At 52.7% G+C, this 15,742-nt stretch carries 15 protein-coding genes and 1 tRNA gene; 5 read left to right on the top strand and 11 right to left on the bottom strand.

Going from position 1 to position 15,742, the window contains the following annotated elements; translation table 11 throughout:
• Positions 1-106: 106 nt before the first annotated feature.
• The 4 genes from AC13D2_RS13595 to metH all read right to left on the bottom strand — a co-directional run bounded on the left by AC13D2_RS13595 (position 107) and on the right by metH (position 6,603).
• The gene (locus AC13D2_RS13595; protein WP_300494540.1) at positions 107-610 is read right to left on the bottom strand and encodes a DUF934 domain-containing protein; all 504 of its coding nucleotides are present in this window, start codon (positions 608-610) and stop codon (positions 107-109) included.
• Positions 603-2,255: a nitrite/sulfite reductase gene (locus AC13D2_RS13590; RefSeq protein ID WP_300494543.1), complete on the bottom strand. Its 1,653-nt coding sequence runs from the start codon at positions 2,253-2,255 to the stop codon at positions 603-605. The genes AC13D2_RS13595 and AC13D2_RS13590 overlap by 8 nt, the downstream gene beginning before the upstream one ends.
• Before the next feature lie 331 nt (positions 2,256-2,586).
• Positions 2,587-2,853: a DUF2970 domain-containing protein gene (locus AC13D2_RS13585; protein WP_300494572.1), complete on the bottom strand. Its 267-nt coding sequence runs from the start codon at positions 2,851-2,853 to the stop codon at positions 2,587-2,589.
• 42 nt (positions 2,854-2,895) lie between these two features.
• Positions 2,896-6,603: a methionine synthase gene (metH, locus tag AC13D2_RS13580; RefSeq protein WP_482938763.1), complete on the bottom strand. Its 3,708-nt coding sequence runs from the start codon at positions 6,601-6,603 to the stop codon at positions 2,896-2,898.
• Between the two features lie 185 nt (positions 6,604-6,788).
• On the opposite strand from metH, the gene nfuA reads away from it, so the two are divergent.
• The 3 genes from nfuA (at position 6,789) to AC13D2_RS13565 (ending at position 9,206) form a co-directional block, all read left to right on the top strand.
• Positions 6,789-7,376, top strand: a complete 588-nt coding sequence (nfuA, locus tag AC13D2_RS13575) for a Fe-S biogenesis protein NfuA (RefSeq protein WP_007152088.1) — start codon at positions 6,789-6,791, stop codon at positions 7,374-7,376.
• A gap of 285 nt (positions 7,377-7,661) precedes the next feature.
• Positions 7,662-8,828, top strand: a complete 1,167-nt coding sequence (locus AC13D2_RS13570) for a DUF445 domain-containing protein (RefSeq protein ID WP_420388843.1) — start codon at positions 7,662-7,664, stop codon at positions 8,826-8,828.
• 48 nt (positions 8,829-8,876) lie between these two features.
• Positions 8,877-9,206 carry a hypothetical protein gene (locus AC13D2_RS13565; RefSeq protein ID WP_292050182.1) on the top strand — a complete coding sequence of 110 codons (330 nt, stop codon included), beginning with the start codon at positions 8,877-8,879 and terminating at the stop codon, positions 9,204-9,206.
• Here AC13D2_RS13565 and AC13D2_RS13560 read toward each other — a convergent pair.
• From AC13D2_RS13560 to AC13D2_RS13540, 5 genes are all read right to left on the bottom strand, one after another.
• A complete protein-coding gene (locus AC13D2_RS13560) occupies positions 9,201-9,518 on the bottom strand; it encodes a TusE/DsrC/DsvC family sulfur relay protein (protein WP_292050183.1) in 318 nt (105 codons plus the stop codon). The two genes, AC13D2_RS13565 and AC13D2_RS13560, sit on opposite strands and share 6 nt — an antisense overlap.
• A complete protein-coding gene (gene tusB, locus AC13D2_RS13555) occupies positions 9,518-9,799 on the bottom strand; it encodes a sulfurtransferase complex subunit TusB (protein WP_420388842.1) in 282 nt (93 codons plus the stop codon). The genes AC13D2_RS13560 and tusB overlap by 1 nt, the downstream gene beginning before the upstream one ends.
• A 31-nt stretch (positions 9,800-9,830) precedes the next feature.
• Complete coding sequence (locus AC13D2_RS13550; protein WP_292050185.1) at positions 9,831-10,181, bottom strand: DsrE family protein; 351 nt, start codon at positions 10,179-10,181, stop codon at positions 9,831-9,833.
• A 7-nt stretch (positions 10,182-10,188) separates the two neighbouring features.
• A complete protein-coding gene (gene tusD / locus AC13D2_RS13545; RefSeq protein ID WP_482938762.1) occupies positions 10,189-10,605 on the bottom strand; it encodes a sulfurtransferase complex subunit TusD in 417 nt (138 codons plus the stop codon).
• Positions 10,606-10,731: 126 nt separating this feature from the next.
• Positions 10,732-11,427 carry a Bax inhibitor-1/YccA family protein gene (locus AC13D2_RS13540; protein WP_420388839.1) on the bottom strand — a complete coding sequence of 232 codons (696 nt, stop codon included), beginning with the start codon at positions 11,425-11,427 and terminating at the stop codon, positions 10,732-10,734.
• Between the two features lie 219 nt (positions 11,428-11,646).
• On the opposite strand from AC13D2_RS13540, the gene AC13D2_RS13535 reads away from it, so the two are divergent.
• A tRNA-Ser gene (locus AC13D2_RS13535) sits at positions 11,647-11,737 on the top strand.
• Between the two features lie 282 nt (positions 11,738-12,019).
• Here AC13D2_RS13535 and AC13D2_RS13530 read toward each other — a convergent pair.
• On the bottom strand, positions 12,020-12,643 hold the full coding sequence (locus tag AC13D2_RS13530; RefSeq protein ID WP_482938761.1) for a hypothetical protein: 624 nt from the start codon (positions 12,641-12,643) through the stop codon (positions 12,020-12,022).
• Positions 12,644-12,828: 185 nt separating this feature from the next.
• Between AC13D2_RS13530 and AC13D2_RS13525 the strand changes: the two genes are divergently transcribed.
• Positions 12,829-14,229 carry an SEC-C metal-binding domain-containing protein gene (locus tag AC13D2_RS13525; protein WP_482938760.1) on the top strand — a complete coding sequence of 467 codons (1,401 nt, stop codon included), beginning with the start codon at positions 12,829-12,831 and terminating at the stop codon, positions 14,227-14,229.
• A gap of 13 nt (positions 14,230-14,242) precedes the next feature.
• Here the strand turns inward: AC13D2_RS13525 and AC13D2_RS13520 are convergent, their stop codons facing one another.
• Positions 14,243-15,610: a hypothetical protein gene (locus AC13D2_RS13520; protein WP_482938759.1), complete on the bottom strand. Its 1,368-nt coding sequence runs from the start codon at positions 15,608-15,610 to the stop codon at positions 14,243-14,245.
• Between the last annotated feature and the right edge of the window lie 132 nt (positions 15,611-15,742).

The following is a 15,742-nucleotide window of genomic DNA, read 5'->3' as shown; positions in this document are numbered from 1 at the left end:
GCGGAGCCATGGATGGCGGAGCCCAAGCCGAACAGGACGTCTTGAGGCGTGTTTTGGTGATCAGCTCCCTCTTTGTTCGTCTGGGGAGTAAAAAGAATACTGAGAGTCAGGAAGCCCGACGGCGGAACAGCGGCTCGTCCGTATCCGTCGCAGCCTGATACCCCTGGGTAAAGAAGTTCAGGCAACGAGCTGCCTTGTTGATATCCTTGTCGGCGCGCAGTACGTACGTATCAAAACCGCACCGCTTCATAAACTGCAACTGATCAAGAAGCACGTCACCGACCGCACGAAGTTCGTTCCGGTAACTCAGGCGCTCCCGAAGCAGCCGTGCGATACTGTAACCGCGGCCATCGCTGAACTTCGGAAAGTTCACCGCAATCACCGGCAACTCATTCACCACGCCAGCCAGAATTTCCGGTTCCTCATGGCTGTCGAGCCACACACCGATATCGTCACGGTCTTCAAAGTGCTCCTTGCCCGCCAACCACAGATCGGCCGGAATCAGGGCAGGTTGCTCGGGAATATCCAGAGACTCCCCGTCTGCTGGCCTTGGCACAACAACCCAATCGTCAGGACGGATGCTTCCGTCACTGGTGATTACATCAGGCATAAACCCGCTCCTTGAATGGCTCAATGCCAATACGGCGATACGTATCCAGGAAAGGCTCTTCCTCAGTCCGGTTATCGACGTACACATTTATGATTTTCTGCATCACTTCCGGCATGTCTTCCCGGGCAAAAGAGGGTCCGAGAATCTTGCCAATCGCGGCATCGTGGTGAGAGGAGCCGCCCAGGCTGATCTGGTAGAACTCCTGACCCTTCTTATCAACACCAAGAACGCCGATGTTGCCCACGTGGTGGTGCCCACAGGCGTTCATGCAGCCCGAAATGTTCAGATCTATGTTGCCGATGTCGTACAGGTAGTCCATATCATCGAACTGGCGCTGAATGGACTCCGCCACGGGGATCGACTTGGCATTTGCCAAGGCACAGTAATCGCCACCGGGGCAGCAGATAACATCGGTCAGCGTATTCAGGTTCGCAGTGGCAAAGTCCATTGGTGTGATCGCTTGCCACAGCTCAAGCAGTTGATCCTTCCGGACATCCGCCAGAACCACGTTCTGCTGATGCGTAACCCGTACCTCGCCAAAGCTGTACTGATCCGCCAGGTCGGCAATCTGCTCGAGCTGACGATCACTGACATCGCCCGGCGGCGTACCGGTTTTCTTCATGGTCAGTGTCACAATGGCGTAACCCGGATTCTTGTGGGTGTCCACGTTGTGGCCAATCCATTGATCAAACTCGCGGTTCTCGAATCGTTGAGTCGCCAAGACGTCCTTCACATCCGGAACCTGCTGGTAGTCCGGCTCGGTGAAATACCCTTTGAACTGGTCAATGGCTTCACGGGTCAGGCGCGTAGGGGAGCCCTTGATGTGGGACCATTCCTCTTCCACCTTCGCCGCGAATCCTTCGGGCGTCAGCGCCTTCACCAGAATCTTGATGCGGGCCTTGAACTTGTTGTCGCGGCGACCGTAACGGTTGTAGACGCGCAGTACAGCCTCCAGATACGTGAGTAGATCCAGTTCCGGCAGGAAGTCACGGATAACAGGGCCAACCATCGGCGTACGTCCAAGACCACCGCCGACGTGAACACGGAAACCGAGTTCCCCCTGATCATTGCGCAACATCTGCAGGCCGATATCATGAACCTGGATAGCGGCACGATCGGACTGTTCAGACGCATTGACGGCCACTTTGAACTTGCGCGGCAAAAAGGCGAATTCCGGGTGGAAGGTGGACCACTGGCGGATGATCTCGCAGTAAGGGCGCGGGTCGGTAATTTCGTCAGCCTGCACACCGGAAAACTGATCCGTGGTGGTGTTGCGGATGCAGTTGCCGCTGGTCTGGTTGGCGTGCATTTCCACTTCCGCCAATTCGGCGAGGATATCCGGCACATCTTCGATTTCCGGCCAGTTGAGCTGAACATTCTGGCGGGTTGTAAAGTGCGCATAACCTTTGTCATAGTCACGGGTTATGCGTGCCAGGCGGCGAAGCTGAGCAGAACGGAGCATTCCGTACGGCACCGCGATGCGCAACATCGGGGCAAGCCGCTGTACATACAATCCGTTCTGAAGTCGCAGTGGAAGAAACTCGTCTTCGCTCAGCTCACCAGCCAGAGCTCTCTCGGTCTGGTCACGGAATTGTGCAACGCGCTCGGCAGCCATCTGCCGGTCGTGTTCGTCATAAACATACATAGTGGAACGTCCTGCTGAAACGCTGGAAATACGGCTTTAGTGCCATTTCTTGCGTGGGAGAATATCACCGTGTCATTATTCTTAAAATGATTATTTCCAAATATGTTTATCGACTTAGGTGATATAGAAAGCCAGATATTGCTGGACTGATTACAATTTCCCGCCTAGATTTATAGAGGCGTGTGCGACAAAACAGACAATAACGACATAGCGAGGAAAGAGTATGAAGAAGACCGCGAGAACCGACAGTCAGGCCGACGCCGTTGCCGCCGTTTTACTGGTAATGCTGGTCGTTGCCTTCGCCGTAGTCTGGGTATCCGGGCAGTAATCGCTACTGGCCGGCAAGCACCAGCTTGACGACCACCACGAGGGTGACGACGAAGCCGACCGTAAACAGAATTCCGGCGATGATGTATGGCCAGGGACTGTGGCTTGAGAAATCCTCCTCACGGCGCTTGTCGGACTGAACGCCGAGCGCGCCGGCAAGGATGCTCTGCATCACCTTGAAAATCCCCGGTCCTGTCTTTGCTGTCTTTGCCGGTTTGGCAGGCTCAGCAGACTTGTCGGGTGATTGCTCGTTTTCGTTCTTATCCGTCATGCTTGGTTTCCGCTAGTGTGTTAAGGCGGACCCCGGCGATGGTTATTCCGCCGGGTCGTACGCAAGGCTGGGCGCCAACCAGCGCTCCGCTTCGGCCTTGGATATTCCCTTTCGAGTTGCGTAGTCTTCAACCTGATCCACGCCAATCTTACCCACCGCAAAATACTTTGATTCAGGATGGGAGAAGTACCATCCGGAAACGGCCGCGGTCGGGAACATGGCGAAGTGTTCGGTCAGTTCCAGTCCAGCGTTTACCGGTGCGTCGAGCAGGTCGAACAGGGTGGCCTTTTCCGTGTGATCCGGGCAGGCGGGATAGCCGGGCGCTGGCCGGATACCTCGGTACCGTTCACGGATCAGGTCGTCGTTTCTGAGCGCCTCGTCTTCGGCATAACCCCAGAATTCCTTACGTACCCGTTCGTGCAAGTGTTCGGCAAAGGCTTCCGCAAGGCGGTCGGCCAGGGCCTTGACCATGATGGCGTTGTAATCGTCGTTGCGATCCTTGAATTCCAGCGAAAACTCCTCAGCGCCAATGCCGGTGGTCACGGCAAAGCCACCCACGTAGTCCACGGGGCCGTCACCTTCCGGTGCTACAAAATCCGACAGCGTCATCATCGGCTTGCCCGGCGCCTTGTCATCCTGCTGTCGCAGATGGTGAAGAGTGGTGAGCTCCTTTTCCCGGGTCTCGTCGGTATAGAGCACAATATCATCGCCGCGGCGGTTGGCGGGCCAGAAGCCGATCGCCGCCTTGGCGGAAACGCGTTTCTCGTCGATCATCTGCTGAAGGATTTTTTGACCGTCCTCAAACAGCGTCCTGGCGGCTTCACCCCGCTTCGGATCATCGAAAATGGCTGGGTATTTGCCAGACATGTCCCAGGAGATAAAGAAGGGCGTCCAGTCGATGTAGTCCACCAGTTCTTTCAGATCATAGGTTTCGAAGGACCGTACACCGGTGAAGGCTGGCTTCGGCGGCTGGTAGTCGTCGAACCGGATTTCCGGCGCGCGGTCCCGGGCTTCCTTCAATGAGACCAGCTTGGTGCGTTCCCCCCGGTTTTTACGGCGCTCCCGAATTTCGTCGTACTCCGTGCGTGCACCGTCCACCAATGAGGGTTTGGCGGTCTTGCTCAGCAACTGGGAGGCAACGTTCACGCAGCGTGAGGCATCGGAGACATACAGGGCGATGTCGTTCTTGTACTGAGGTTCGATCTTGACCGCCGTGTGAGCCTTGGAGGTGGTGGCGCCGCCAATCATCAACGGGATGTTGAAGTCCAGCCGTTGCATTTCCCTGGCGACGTGGACCATCTCATCCAGCGACGGTGTGATCAGACCACTGAGGCCGATGATGTCGACATTTTCCTTCTTTGCGACGTCCAGGATCTTGTCGCAGGGCACCATCACGCCGAGGTCGAGAACCTCATAGTTATTGCACTGCAACACCACGCCCACGATATTCTTGCCGATGTCGTGTACGTCGCCTTTGACGGTTGCCATCAGGATCTTGCCCTTGGCTTTCTGGCCTTCGGATTTCTCGGCCTCAATATACGGAATCAGATGTGCCACCGCCTGTTTCATGACGCGGGCGCTCTTGACCACTTGGGGCAGGAACATCTTGCCGTCGCCAAAGAGATCGCCAACCACGCCCATCCCGTCCATCAGAGGGCCTTCAATGACTTCGATCGGGCGTTCGGCACGCTGCCGACAGGCTTCCGTGTCTTCAATGATGTAGTTGGTGATACCCTTGACGAGGGCGTGCTCCACTCGCTTCTCAACCGGCCACTCGCGCCAGGCCAGATCTTCTTCCTGGGTTTTGCCGCCCTTGCTGCGATAGCGCTCAGCAATTTCCAGCAAGCGGTCGGTGGCGTCGTCGCGGCGGTTAAGCACCACGTCTTCCACCAACTCCTTCAACTCCGGATCGATTTCGTCGTAGATCACGAGCTGGCTGGGGTTGACGATGCCCATATTCATACCAGCCTTGATGGCGTGGTACAGGAATACCGAGTGGATGGCTTCGCGCACGGCATCGTTGCCACGGAACGAGAACGACACGTTGCTCACACCGCCGGAAATGGACGCGTGGGGCAGGTTGTCGCGAATCCAGCGGCTGGCGTTGATGAAATCCACCGCGTAATTGTTGTGTTCCTCGATGCCAGTGGCGATGGCGAAGATGTTGGGATCAAAAATGATATCGCCGGCAGTGAAACCGATACCAACGAGAAGATCGTAGGAGCGCTTACAGATCTCAGTCTTGCGTTCGAAGGTATCCGCCTGGCCATCCTCATCGAACGCCATGACTACAACAGCCGCACCGTAGCGCATGCAGTCCCGGGCGCGCTTGAGGAATTCCTCCTCGCCTTCCTTCAGGCTGATGGAGTTCACCACAGCTTTGCCCTGTATGCAGCGCAAGCCGGCTTCGATCACCTCCCACTTGGAGGAATCGATCATGATCGGAACGCGGGAAATGTCGGGTTCCGATGCAACCAGATTGAGGAACGTCACCATGACGTCCTTCGAGTCCAGCATGCCCTCATCCATGTTGATATCGATGATCTGGGCACCGTTTTCCACCTGGTCGCGGGCGACGCTGAGGGCCTCTTCGTACTGCTCCTCTTTAATCAGCCGCAGGAACCGCTTGGAACCCGTCACATTGGTACGCTCACCCACGTTGATGAACAGGGTGTTCTCGTCACCCGTAAACGGTTCAAGGCCGGACAGCCGCAGAGCGGGTTTCTGTTCTGGTATTTTTCGGGGCGGATACTTGGAAGCCGCCTCCGCGATGGCTTCGATATGGTCCGGGCGTGAGCCACAGCAACCGCCGATGATGTTCAGAAACCCGTCACGGGCAAAGCCTTCAATAATCTCCGCCATTTCTTCCGGCGTCTGGTCATACTCGCCGAACTCGTTCGGCAGCCCGGCATTGGGGTGAGCACTGACGTAGGTCGTTGATTTATTGGCCAGCTCTTCCACATAGGGGCGTAGGGCGTCAGCACCGAGGGCGCAGTTCAGACCGACCGAAACAGGCCTGGCGTGAGATACGGAATTCCAGAATGCCTCGGTGGTCTGGCCAGACAGGGTACGGCCTGAAGCGTCGGTAATAGTGCCGGAAATCATGATTGGCAACTCGATACCACTGTCGATGAAGTACTGCTGGGTGGCGTAGATCGCTGCCTTGGCGTTCAATGTATCGAAAATGGTCTCGATCAGGATCAGGTCAGAGCCGCCTTGAACAAGGCCTTCCACCGCTTCGTAATAATTGTCGACCAGGGTCTGGAAATCGACGTTGCGGTACCCCGGATTGTTCACGTCTGGTGAAATGGACGCAGTGCGGGACGTCGGACCAACCGCACCGGCCACGAAACGCGGCTTCTCCGGGTTGCGGGCGGTGAATTCGTCCGCAATCTGGCGCGCCAGTTTTGCGGCTTCAACATTCAATTCCTTCGCAATCGATTCGAGACCATAGTCGGCCTGCGACAGCCGGGTGGAATTGAAGGTGTTGGTTTCAATAATGTCAGCGCCGGCCTCAAGATAGTCCGCGTGTATATTGCGGAGCAGGGCGGGCTGGGTCAGGTTCAGCAAGTCGTTGTTGCCCTGTACCTCACGGTCATAATCTGCAAACCGGTCGCCACGGAACGCTGCCTCGTCCAGTTTCAGGTTCTGGATCATGGTGCCCATGCCACCATCGAGAACGATGATGCGTTCTTTCAGGGCGTTTTCAAGCTGTTCCAGGCGGTCCAGACGAGAGTTGCGGTCGGTCATATCAATTACTTCCGGAAGTCGTTTTTGTCTCAATGGCGCGCGATCATAGCAAAAATGGCGGTTGTCGTCCCACGACCTGATGATGTTGGTCAATGGAGCACTTAAAGTCTGACTATTTTACTTGGTCTTTCATGTTGCAGCGATCTCACTTAAAATAAGGGAACACTTTCAAACGGGTTGCAACTATGGCATTGGTTACGGTGACAGATCCCGCTCGGGATTACCTTGCACAACTTATTGAAAAACAGGATGTGGAGGGCATGGGTGTCCGTATTTTTGTAACCCAGCCCGGCACAAAGAACGCCGAGACCTGTCTTGCCTACTGCCCGCCGAACGAAATCGTGCCGACGGACGAGCAGGTTGATCTGGGCAAGTTTACGCTGTTTCTCGATCATAATTCGGTGCCGTTCCTGGAAGAGGCCTTTGTGGACTACTCCAAGGATCAGATGGGCGGGCAGCTGACCATCAAAGCACCTAACGCCAAGGTGCCTAACGTTGATGAGAACGCGCCTTTGCCTGACCGCATCCAGTATATTCTGGCATCGGAAATCAATCCCAACCTTGCGGCTCACGGCGGTGAAGTTTCGCTGGTGGAAGTGGCCGAAGAATCCATTGCGGTTCTGAGGTTTGGTGGGGGTTGCCAGGGTTGCAGTGCGGTGAGTCTCACGTTGAAGCAGGGTGTTGAATCGACGTTGAAAGAGCGTGTTCCTGAGATAACGGCCGTTCGCGACGTTACCGATCATACCTATACAGAAAATGCTTATTATCAGTAAGATAAGGCAGACTCTAAAAGTATGACATGAAGCCGGCTAATGCCGGCTTTTTTGTTTTCGGTGCGGGTATTTGTCAGTGCTATGCGTGCCGCGCTATCGTCGTTGCTGTGGCGGAACGGCCAATGTCGAATAATTCGATTTACTTCATTATCAGTCACATAATCTGAATCGAACGATGGGTGAGATACCTGTCATAAAAAATCACGGCGCGTCCTCACCACCGTGCCCGCCAATCACACACTGGGGTTTGTCTTGGTTGATGTAGCACTGTTCTCTGTGCCACTCATGGCAGCTGTTGTCGGCTGGTTTACCAATTGGCTGGCGATTCAGATGTCATTCAATCCCATACAGTTTGTGGGTATTGGCGTTATTGGCTGGCAGGGAGTGATTCCCCGCAAGGCTGAGAAGATGGCTCATATCTGTATTGACCGCACCCTACAGCAGTTTGGTGATCTGAACGCCGTCTATCAGCAGTTGGAGCCACAGCGAATCGTTGAGCAGGTGATATCCCAGGTGAATCCCCGCATGGACGAATACATTGACGAAGTGATGTATGAAATCCAACCGGTGCTCTGGGACAACCTCCCGCTGTTCATGAAGAACCGAATCTATCGGTGGGGTCGGGAACAGCTCCCGTCGAGGATAGAGTCTCTGGTGGAGGATTTTGGGGATGACCTCAACGACCTCATTGACCTGAAGGCATTACTGAGCCGGGAACTGAAAACCCATCCGGATCTGATGAACCGGATTTTCAGGGAAGCAGGCTCGGTCGAGCTTCGGTCGGTTATCAACCGAGGGGCAATCATTGGCGGCCTGTTGGGGGCCTTATTGGCCCCCGCCTGGGTACGCTACCCCGAACCATGGCTATTGCCGGTCGGTGGCTTTGTGGTGGGGTTTCTGACCAACTGGATTGCCATCAATCTGATTTTTCGCCCGCTCAAACCCAGACGCTTCCTGTTCTGGCGATTACAGGGCCTGTTCCTGCAGCGCCAGCCTGAGATTAGCGAGGTATGGGCCAGATTGGTGGCGGAGGAGTTGATCACCGTGGAGAAAGTGGCTGACGCCATGATCAACGGCAACCGTGGGGACCGTACACGGGCGATTATCCAGAAGCATCTGAGGCCATTGCTGGACAATTCGATGGTCATGAAGCTCGGCGCCCAGGTTACTGTTGGGATGACGGGGTACACCGAACTTAAAAAAGCCATGAACCATAAGGCGGTGCTGGCCACTCGTGATGTTTTCGGGGATCCCGCGTTTAACCGCGAACGGGCACCGGTGGTGGCCGGGGTGTTGGCCGGGCAGATGAAGTCGCTGGCGCCGGCGGAGTTTCAGGATATCCTGCGGCCGGCTTTTCGAGAGGAAGAGATTCAACTCATGCTGGTTGGGGGAGTATTGGGTTCCCTGGCGGGCGCGATTCAGTTTTTGATCATGAGCAACGTTTTGAATTAGGCGCTTGGAGCACTGTTCCTTGCGTAATGAGCTGACCAGGAGGGCAGTATGGATTTTGTATGGGCAGTCGCGATACAGGCCCTGGTAACAGGATGCGTCGTTCTTTCAGTGCTAGCAGGCTTCTGGCTCGGCTTTGTGCGACCACATCTTGATCGCAAGGTGGCGGAGCTTATCGACGCGTCGCGGGAGATAGAGCCCAGGGTCAGGCAGGGTGTACGGGAAGGTGTGGAAGAAACCCTTCGTGAATTGCCGGAAAGTACGGCGAAAGAGTCTACCCGCCAGTTTCTCAGGTTCGGTTCGGGGCTGTTCGAGAACGGCCTCAGTAGCTTTCTGGGCGAGGTGCCTGACCCCGGTAGAAAGCCCCGAAAGGAGTCATAGACAATTCGTTGGCCTTGGCAGGCCCGCTATGCGGCAGGCGGTTTTGGCCGGTGTACCGGGAAAGAGCTGCATCAGGTAGATGCTGTTGCCTTTCTCTTCGTCAAACGCCTCCCTGACCGCTTTTACAAACAACCTGTTTGAGGGTGGTGATATTTCATGTTGTTTGTAAAATTCCCGCAGGAATTCGATGATTTCCCAGTGATTATCGGTTAATTCAATGTTGTCGTCCGCTGCAATTTCACGGGCCACGTCAGGTGACCACGCCCAGGCGTTCTCCAGGAACCCTTCGTTGTTTCTCGTCGGAATAGTCATTACCAGCTGATCACTCTGGTTGCCTCGGTGGTCAGGGCCACCATTGTGTCAAAATCAATCGTTTGTACGTCAAGTCCATCGACGGTGATGGCTCTGGCTTGCAGGTCGGGGGCCAGCGCATAAACGGTGCCTTTTAGCACTGCTTCACGGTCCGCAAGGGCGAGTACACCTGATTCCGTCAGCAACAGGCCATCCTGGTCGGTGATGCTTGACAGGCACGCTCCAAACGCCGGGTGATCCGGCCGCTTGTTGACGATGTGCAGGGTATGGATGGTTGCCATCAATGTGCTCTCCGGGTGGGTAATTGCCTGTTCAACTCAGGTTGACCACGTGGGCGTAATGCTCAAGCAGGTCGGCACACAGATCTGCCACGGTAACGCCCGGCATCATATTCTCTTCGTCGAGGCCATAGCGCTCACAAGCCTTATGATCGGCCATCAGGGCGGAAACGCCGAAAATAGGCGCGGCTGACAGATTCTTCTCCACCGATTTCTGCTGCACGGCGTCCGCCTGCTGGGCCTTGCGAAGCCAGTTAACGCCCTCGCCGGTGAACAGCAACGTCACCGGCTGGTCAAATGCGGCCAGTGAAAAGGCCATGTCCAGCGACTCACGGCCGGCCCAGTCGCAATACGGCGCGTGGCTAATGATAACCAACGTCTCCATGTTTGGCTCAACCCCCGTTGTGAAAATAGATAACGCGATCAGAATGCGCCACGCTGTCCACCCACTCGCCCAAGCCGGCAATGGTGAACGGCGTGGCAAGGTTGTTGGCGGGCAGCTCATAGCGTTGTTGTTCGCTCTGATCCACAATGCCTCGCCGAAGCGCCGACGCAATACAGGCAAAGCCGGCAATATCGTGGCTTCCGAGGAAATCCTGCCAGGCTTGCGACCAGTTCACCTCATCCGAAGGCGGGCTGGTCAGTGCCGACGCCAGATGAACGCCATCACCGTAGAGGAATACCCGATCAATTCGATGGCCATTTGCCAGTGCTGCCCTGGCGAAGGCGAGCGCTGTTTGTGGTGCCTGGGATGAGTAGGGCGCCCCGGTAACGACCAGGGTGAAGGAGCAGGGTGTGTGCGGGCTCATATGCGCATGTTTGCCTGTTGGAGTTCAGAGAACAGTTTACCTCATGAATGAAAAAACCCCGACCGGGGCCGGGGTTTTCTGGCATTTACCTGTCACCAGAATGATATCGGGGTGATATCAAGGTGATCAGTCGTCGCCGCTGAACGCCATCATCAGGTGAAGCAGGCTGACGAACAGGTTGTAGATGGCCACATACAGGCCAACAGTGGCGATGATGTAGTTGCGCTCCCCGCCGTTGATGATCCGGCTGGTTTCAAACAGGATCATGATGGAAGCGAAGATGGTGAAGCCGGCAGACACCGCCAGATGCAGGATGGAGCTCTGCATGAAGAACGCCAGCAGCATCGCACCGATCAGCACGAAGGCGCCTGCTGTCAGAAAGCTGGACAGGAAGCTGAAGTCCTTCTTGGTGATAATGGCCGTTGCCGACAGACCCACAAACGCGGTCGCTGTCAGGGCCAGGGCATTCGCGACGATCTGGGAAGCGCCTGCGGCCACCATCTGACCAATGATCGGGCCAAGAGTGAAGCCCATGAAGCCGGTAAGGGCGAAGGTCGTTACGATACCCCAAGGGCTGTTTTTGAGCTTATAGGTCGCGAACAGCAGGCCGATATAGCCTACGATCGTGATCAGGAAGCCGGGATGTGTGCCGTTCATGTTCAGGAACGCGGTCAGTGCGGAGAATGCCAGAGTCATTCCCAGCAGCATGTAGGTATTGCGCAGCACATTCATGGCATCTGCGCTGATACCCGTCGCCTGACCTTTTTCTGTGGTCGAATAGGCTCCCTGGTTTTGCTGGACGCCAAATCGTCTGTCTTCCATTATCTTCTCCGTCTGTGTGTCACAACCGTTTGAATCTAACACTCATCATAATGCCAGATATACAACTTTCAATCATTTACGACAGAAAACGGCTCCGCGGATTCCATTAAATAGCGTTAATGTTGAAGCGGAGGGAAGACGATGTGGCCAGGGCGTTGACAGGAAAAGGAATTCCGGTATCATGCTCCCCGCTGTCGCAATGACGGCTGTGGAGAAAACGGTGGGCTGGCAGAGTGGCTGAATGCAGCGGTCTTGAAAACCGCCGAAGGTTAGTAGCCTTCCCGGGGTTCGAATCCCTGGCCCACCGCCATTTTTCTTAAATAATCAGTACGTTAAGTGCCAATGGTTTATGTAACCGCCTTCCTACCTATCAATAAGGAAATGGTTAAAATCCAGGCTTTCGCAGGCTGATTTGAGGCGATCAGGGGCTTCATAAACGCCGTCTACATGGCGAACCAATCGCTAAAAAAGCGTAATTTTTAATGCCGCAGGCCTCCCAATCCCCTCATAGCACGAAAAACTCCCTACTTTAATGTCTTCAATGTCTTGAAGTCGTGCCGGTTTGTGAAGGAGTTGCTGAGTCTTCAATCGCTCAGGCCCAGTCGGGCAGCATGTCGTCCAACCTCCTCAACTCCTCTATTTGAGCGTACTGAATATCGGTAGTCAGCCGTTGATGCTTTTCTTGCAATAGCTCAAATGTGCGATGGTGCATGCCCTTCGGACGCGTTCGATCTTTGGGAGCTGATTCGTTAGGCCGGCCGGTGTAGCTAGCTTCGATTGACCGTAGTTTGCGGAACATTCGCTGAATTCGATTTTCTCGTTGGCTCTGGTACGCGATCCCCGAGCACTGCCGACAGAGCATCGAATTAGGTCCATAGAGAATTGCCACTCTTCTACCACATTGGTCGCCCGGGCAGAGAAACCAGGGACGAGTTCCGCCAAAATGACAGTGGGTTCGAGTGATCTTAATAATTTGGGACGGAAGCTGGTTTACCTTGTGACTAAATGCGTTGTATTGCAGCTCAAGCCAGCCTTCGTGAACGACTATCGAAAATGTCCCCCACTTTTTACCCAGTTTGTACTGATGCAGGTCGTAAGCTTCACCGGGGTCGAGTCCATCGATTCTCTGAAGCTTTCGAATATCGAGTGCGGGGAACTGTTCCGGAAAAGGTTTTGCCGTTTTTGAAGGCTTTCTTCCGCTAAATATGCCTCCCATCCAACGCTCCTTTTTTTCGAAATCAATAGGGAACTTTCCGTTTTTTAACTATTAACCTATGCGGACCTTTCGCGTTTCTCGATATCTGAGCCTCAAAAATGAGCTACTAGCCTTGAGAACCGGAAACTTTTTTTGGCTACCAGATTTGGTAAACTCACCATTTATTCGTCAAACTTAGGGTATATATGTCCGCTGTAAAAAGTGATCTCGATTTGAGTAGGATTTTTGGTGAGTATGTATGTGACACCTACAAGACTGCAGTTGAGTTCATTGAAATACACCCTGACTATGCCCTCTTCAAATTCCGGTTGGTTCTATCGGCGCTTGTTTTAAAGGTAGCTGATGGCTTCAAAGTGGAGATCTCGACCCAAAAGCTACACGATCAAATCAACTATTTGTATGAATGCCAAGTTATATCTAGATCGCTAAAGAATCAACTTCACGAAGCTAGGAAGCTTGGAAACAAAGGCGTCCATACTGAAGACTCGAGTAAAATCGATCCTCAATTCATAGCTGAAAGAAAAAAGGATCTTATAGAAAAGGCGCGTCATGCAAGAGATCTTGTAATTGGTGTTTTTGAGGATCTTTTTTTGCTACTGGATATTGGAAAAACGTTGCCGAAAACAGAGAAATTAGAGATTAAGTCTCAAGAATATAAAGATATCATTTTTAATGGTCTCTTATCCGAAGAAAAACAACCGAAGCTTCAAGCAGGCATTATTTTAGAAAAGTTGGCAGAAGAGGCATCGCCTGATCAAATTGCAGTAGTCTCAAAGGCCTTCTCGTACCATCATGAATCGCTCTATAAGATTGCGGCTTCTCTGTATGAAGCCGCATACAAAATTAGTGCTGACGTTGATGGGCGCATACGGGGTTTAATGGTAAGTGGTGAAATCGAAGAATTAGAGACGTTCACAAAAAATCATGGAGATGTGGAACCTCTCTTTAGGTTCTCGATACTAACGAGTGAAGGATATTTAGGCGACGACCGTAAAGCCTCGGGGTATAACCTCATGAAAGTCGCTGCCAATAGGGGATATGCTCCTGCACAGGCGCTTTATGGAGCTTACTCCTACGTAGAATCACGATTTGATGAGGCCATAAGTTATCTCAAGGAAGCTGAGAAGCAAGATGAACCTTTAGCACTTAGATTTTTATTTAAATATTTTGCAGAAGGAAAGGCACGCCAGCCAGACATTGACCATGCATTGGAATATGTAAATAGGGGGATTAGTCTGGGATGTCCTGACTGCATTTCCGAATTAGGCGAAGCCTACCACAAGGGATTAGGCGTCCAAAAAGATGATCAGAGAGCGGAAAAGCTTCTAGTCGAAGCCATTGATGCTGGCAGCATAAGGGCTAGGGTTTATTATACCGTCGAGTTCCACGATTTGGCTTCGCATATGGCAGATTACTTTTATGAATTGGGTCAAAAACTTGAGAAAACTCTAAAAGAACAAAAAGTTGAGCCAAAGAGAGCCACTAAAAAAGTCGGAGTTAATGATCTATGTCCTTGTGGTTCAGGAAAAAAATATAAAAAATGTTGCCGGGATAAACCAATAAATTTCGCCTTAACTGATCTATGACTTGGTTCAATACTTATAATTTTGTGATTTCAGACAGAGATATTTTTCCTTCTAGTTGGGATGTCTCATAGGAATCAATTTCATTTTTCTTGTGAAATGATTCCGCAACCCAATGGAAAACTATCTCTCCTTCCTTTTTTTGGGCTGCAATTAGGTCAGATAAAAACGTTTTTTCAACCATTAAATAGGTTCCAATTCTAGGCTTCGCGCCAACCGGATAGCATGGCTCCCAATTATTTGTCCAATAGCCTCCAGAGCCAAGTAATTTTTTATCCTCGTAGAACTGAATACAGTCACGATGGGGGATAGCAGTTACGGTAGATGGAGCAATCGATGTGGGCGCGTATAGGCCTCTGAAATTTATATCCGCTTGAGCGTATCCACATCTCCAGGGGAAAATCAGATGCGTAATAGGTTTATAATCTGAGCGGCCGTGGATCGGTTCGTTCGAGGCCGGGTAGAGAATGGTTGACTCCAAATTAAGCGCTTCGCCGCTCAATAAATTAGGAATGGTGTTCCGGGGCGGTTTAGTCTTTGTTAGCTTGTTCTCAAGCCAGTAGAGCTTTATTTCGATTTCTACAAATTCATATTTTGAGTAAAACACGGGCCAAGAAATGGCTCCAAGTATCTGTTTACCGCTGACGGATGCGGTCAATAGCTGTCTAACGATCTCCTCAGGATCGGAATTGGCATCTGAACTTGCTAGTTGCGGAAGGGAAAACGGGGGGGCATTGCTACGCAGCCATGCTGTTGAAGGATCAAGAGGTAGAGTCATTATTGCTCTATCTTCGAGTTCTCGCGTCGAAAGCCAGTTGTGTTCATGCGAAACTGTGAGCGTTCTTAGAAAAGCAGATCGGGCTCGGGCGCTAACACTACTAAAAAATTGACCTGTAGTAGAGCCTGGTCGTCCTTCAAGAAAGTGATGCATCAAACTCCACCGTAAGGGTATCCTCGATTTGCTGTTTTCCCATTCATAAAAAAATTGGGCTTCAAATGGTTCGCCTGATGCGGCCTCCATGAGTCTTAAGGTATTCCTCAAGATGATGGGGAAGTGAACAGACTCAGCGTTCAATAGGTCAGATGGGACTTTGAAGCAATCTTGAATTGCTTTAAAAGGTGCTAGGTTCTTCCCGAATCGCTCTGTACCCGGGTTCAAACTCATGAGGAATTGATCGGATAACAGTGATCGAGCGTTGATCTCATCACCAATGCCGGGATCGATTGAGAATTTCGGGTCTTTGAGCCTGGCAAGCCAAAAGATCTGCAAGATTTCGACTATCTCAGTCTCAAATGCGCAGCCCCTCAACCTTTCTCGCAAAGATGCTTCTACAACGGAACGTCGGGCTTTGTTTAAAAGCAAATACGCTAACTCTGTAACCATCCCCTAAAATCGGTGCATGCGTAATTAGAGTTCTCCGGCCTACAATGAGGCAAACGGAGAGCGACATGAAAAAGTCACGGTACAGCGAGTCCCAGATCGTCAAGATCCTGAAAGAGGTTGAAGGCGGCAGAC

The organism is Marinobacter sp. B-12, assembly GCF_056857915.1.
This window is presented reverse-complemented; position numbering and strand designations above follow the sequence as displayed.

What these genes read in the sequence shown, in the direction of transcription:
- AC13D2_RS13595 (WP_300494540.1), bottom strand. Translation starts at nt 610, where the DNA reads ATGCCTGATGTAATCACCAGTGACGGAAGCATCCGTCCTGACGATTGG.
- AC13D2_RS13590 (WP_300494543.1), bottom strand. Translation starts at nt 2,255, where the DNA reads ATGTATGTTTATGACGAACACGACCGGCAGATGGCTGCCGAGCGCGTT.
- AC13D2_RS13585 (WP_300494572.1), bottom strand. Translation starts at nt 2,853, where the DNA reads ATGACGGATAAGAACGAAAACGAGCAATCACCCGACAAGTCTGCTGAG.
- metH (WP_482938763.1), bottom strand. Translation starts at nt 6,603, where the DNA reads ATGACCGACCGCAACTCTCGTCTGGACCGCCTGGAACAGCTTGAAAAC.
- nfuA (WP_007152088.1), top strand. Translation starts at nt 6,789, where the DNA reads ATGGCATTGGTTACGGTGACAGATCCCGCTCGGGATTACCTTGCACAA.
- AC13D2_RS13570 (WP_420388843.1), top strand. Translation starts at nt 7,662, where the DNA reads ATGGCAGCTGTTGTCGGCTGGTTTACCAATTGGCTGGCGATTCAGATG.
- AC13D2_RS13565 (WP_292050182.1), top strand. Translation starts at nt 8,877, where the DNA reads ATGGATTTTGTATGGGCAGTCGCGATACAGGCCCTGGTAACAGGATGC.
- AC13D2_RS13560 (WP_292050183.1), bottom strand. Translation starts at nt 9,518, where the DNA reads ATGACTATTCCGACGAGAAACAACGAAGGGTTCCTGGAGAACGCCTGG.
- tusB (WP_420388842.1), bottom strand. Translation starts at nt 9,799, where the DNA reads ATGGCAACCATCCATACCCTGCACATCGTCAACAAGCGGCCGGATCAC.
- AC13D2_RS13550 (WP_292050185.1), bottom strand. Translation starts at nt 10,181, where the DNA reads ATGGAGACGTTGGTTATCATTAGCCACGCGCCGTATTGCGACTGGGCC.
- tusD (WP_482938762.1), bottom strand. Translation starts at nt 10,605, where the DNA reads ATGAGCCCGCACACACCCTGCTCCTTCACCCTGGTCGTTACCGGGGCG.
- AC13D2_RS13540 (WP_420388839.1), bottom strand. Translation starts at nt 11,427, where the DNA reads ATGGAAGACAGACGATTTGGCGTCCAGCAAAACCAGGGAGCCTATTCG.
- AC13D2_RS13530 (WP_482938761.1), bottom strand. Translation starts at nt 12,643, where the DNA reads ATGGGAGGCATATTTAGCGGAAGAAAGCCTTCAAAAACGGCAAAACCT.
- AC13D2_RS13525 (WP_482938760.1), top strand. Translation starts at nt 12,829, where the DNA reads ATGTCCGCTGTAAAAAGTGATCTCGATTTGAGTAGGATTTTTGGTGAG.
- AC13D2_RS13520 (WP_482938759.1), bottom strand. Translation starts at nt 15,610, where the DNA reads ATGGTTACAGAGTTAGCGTATTTGCTTTTAAACAAAGCCCGACGTTCC.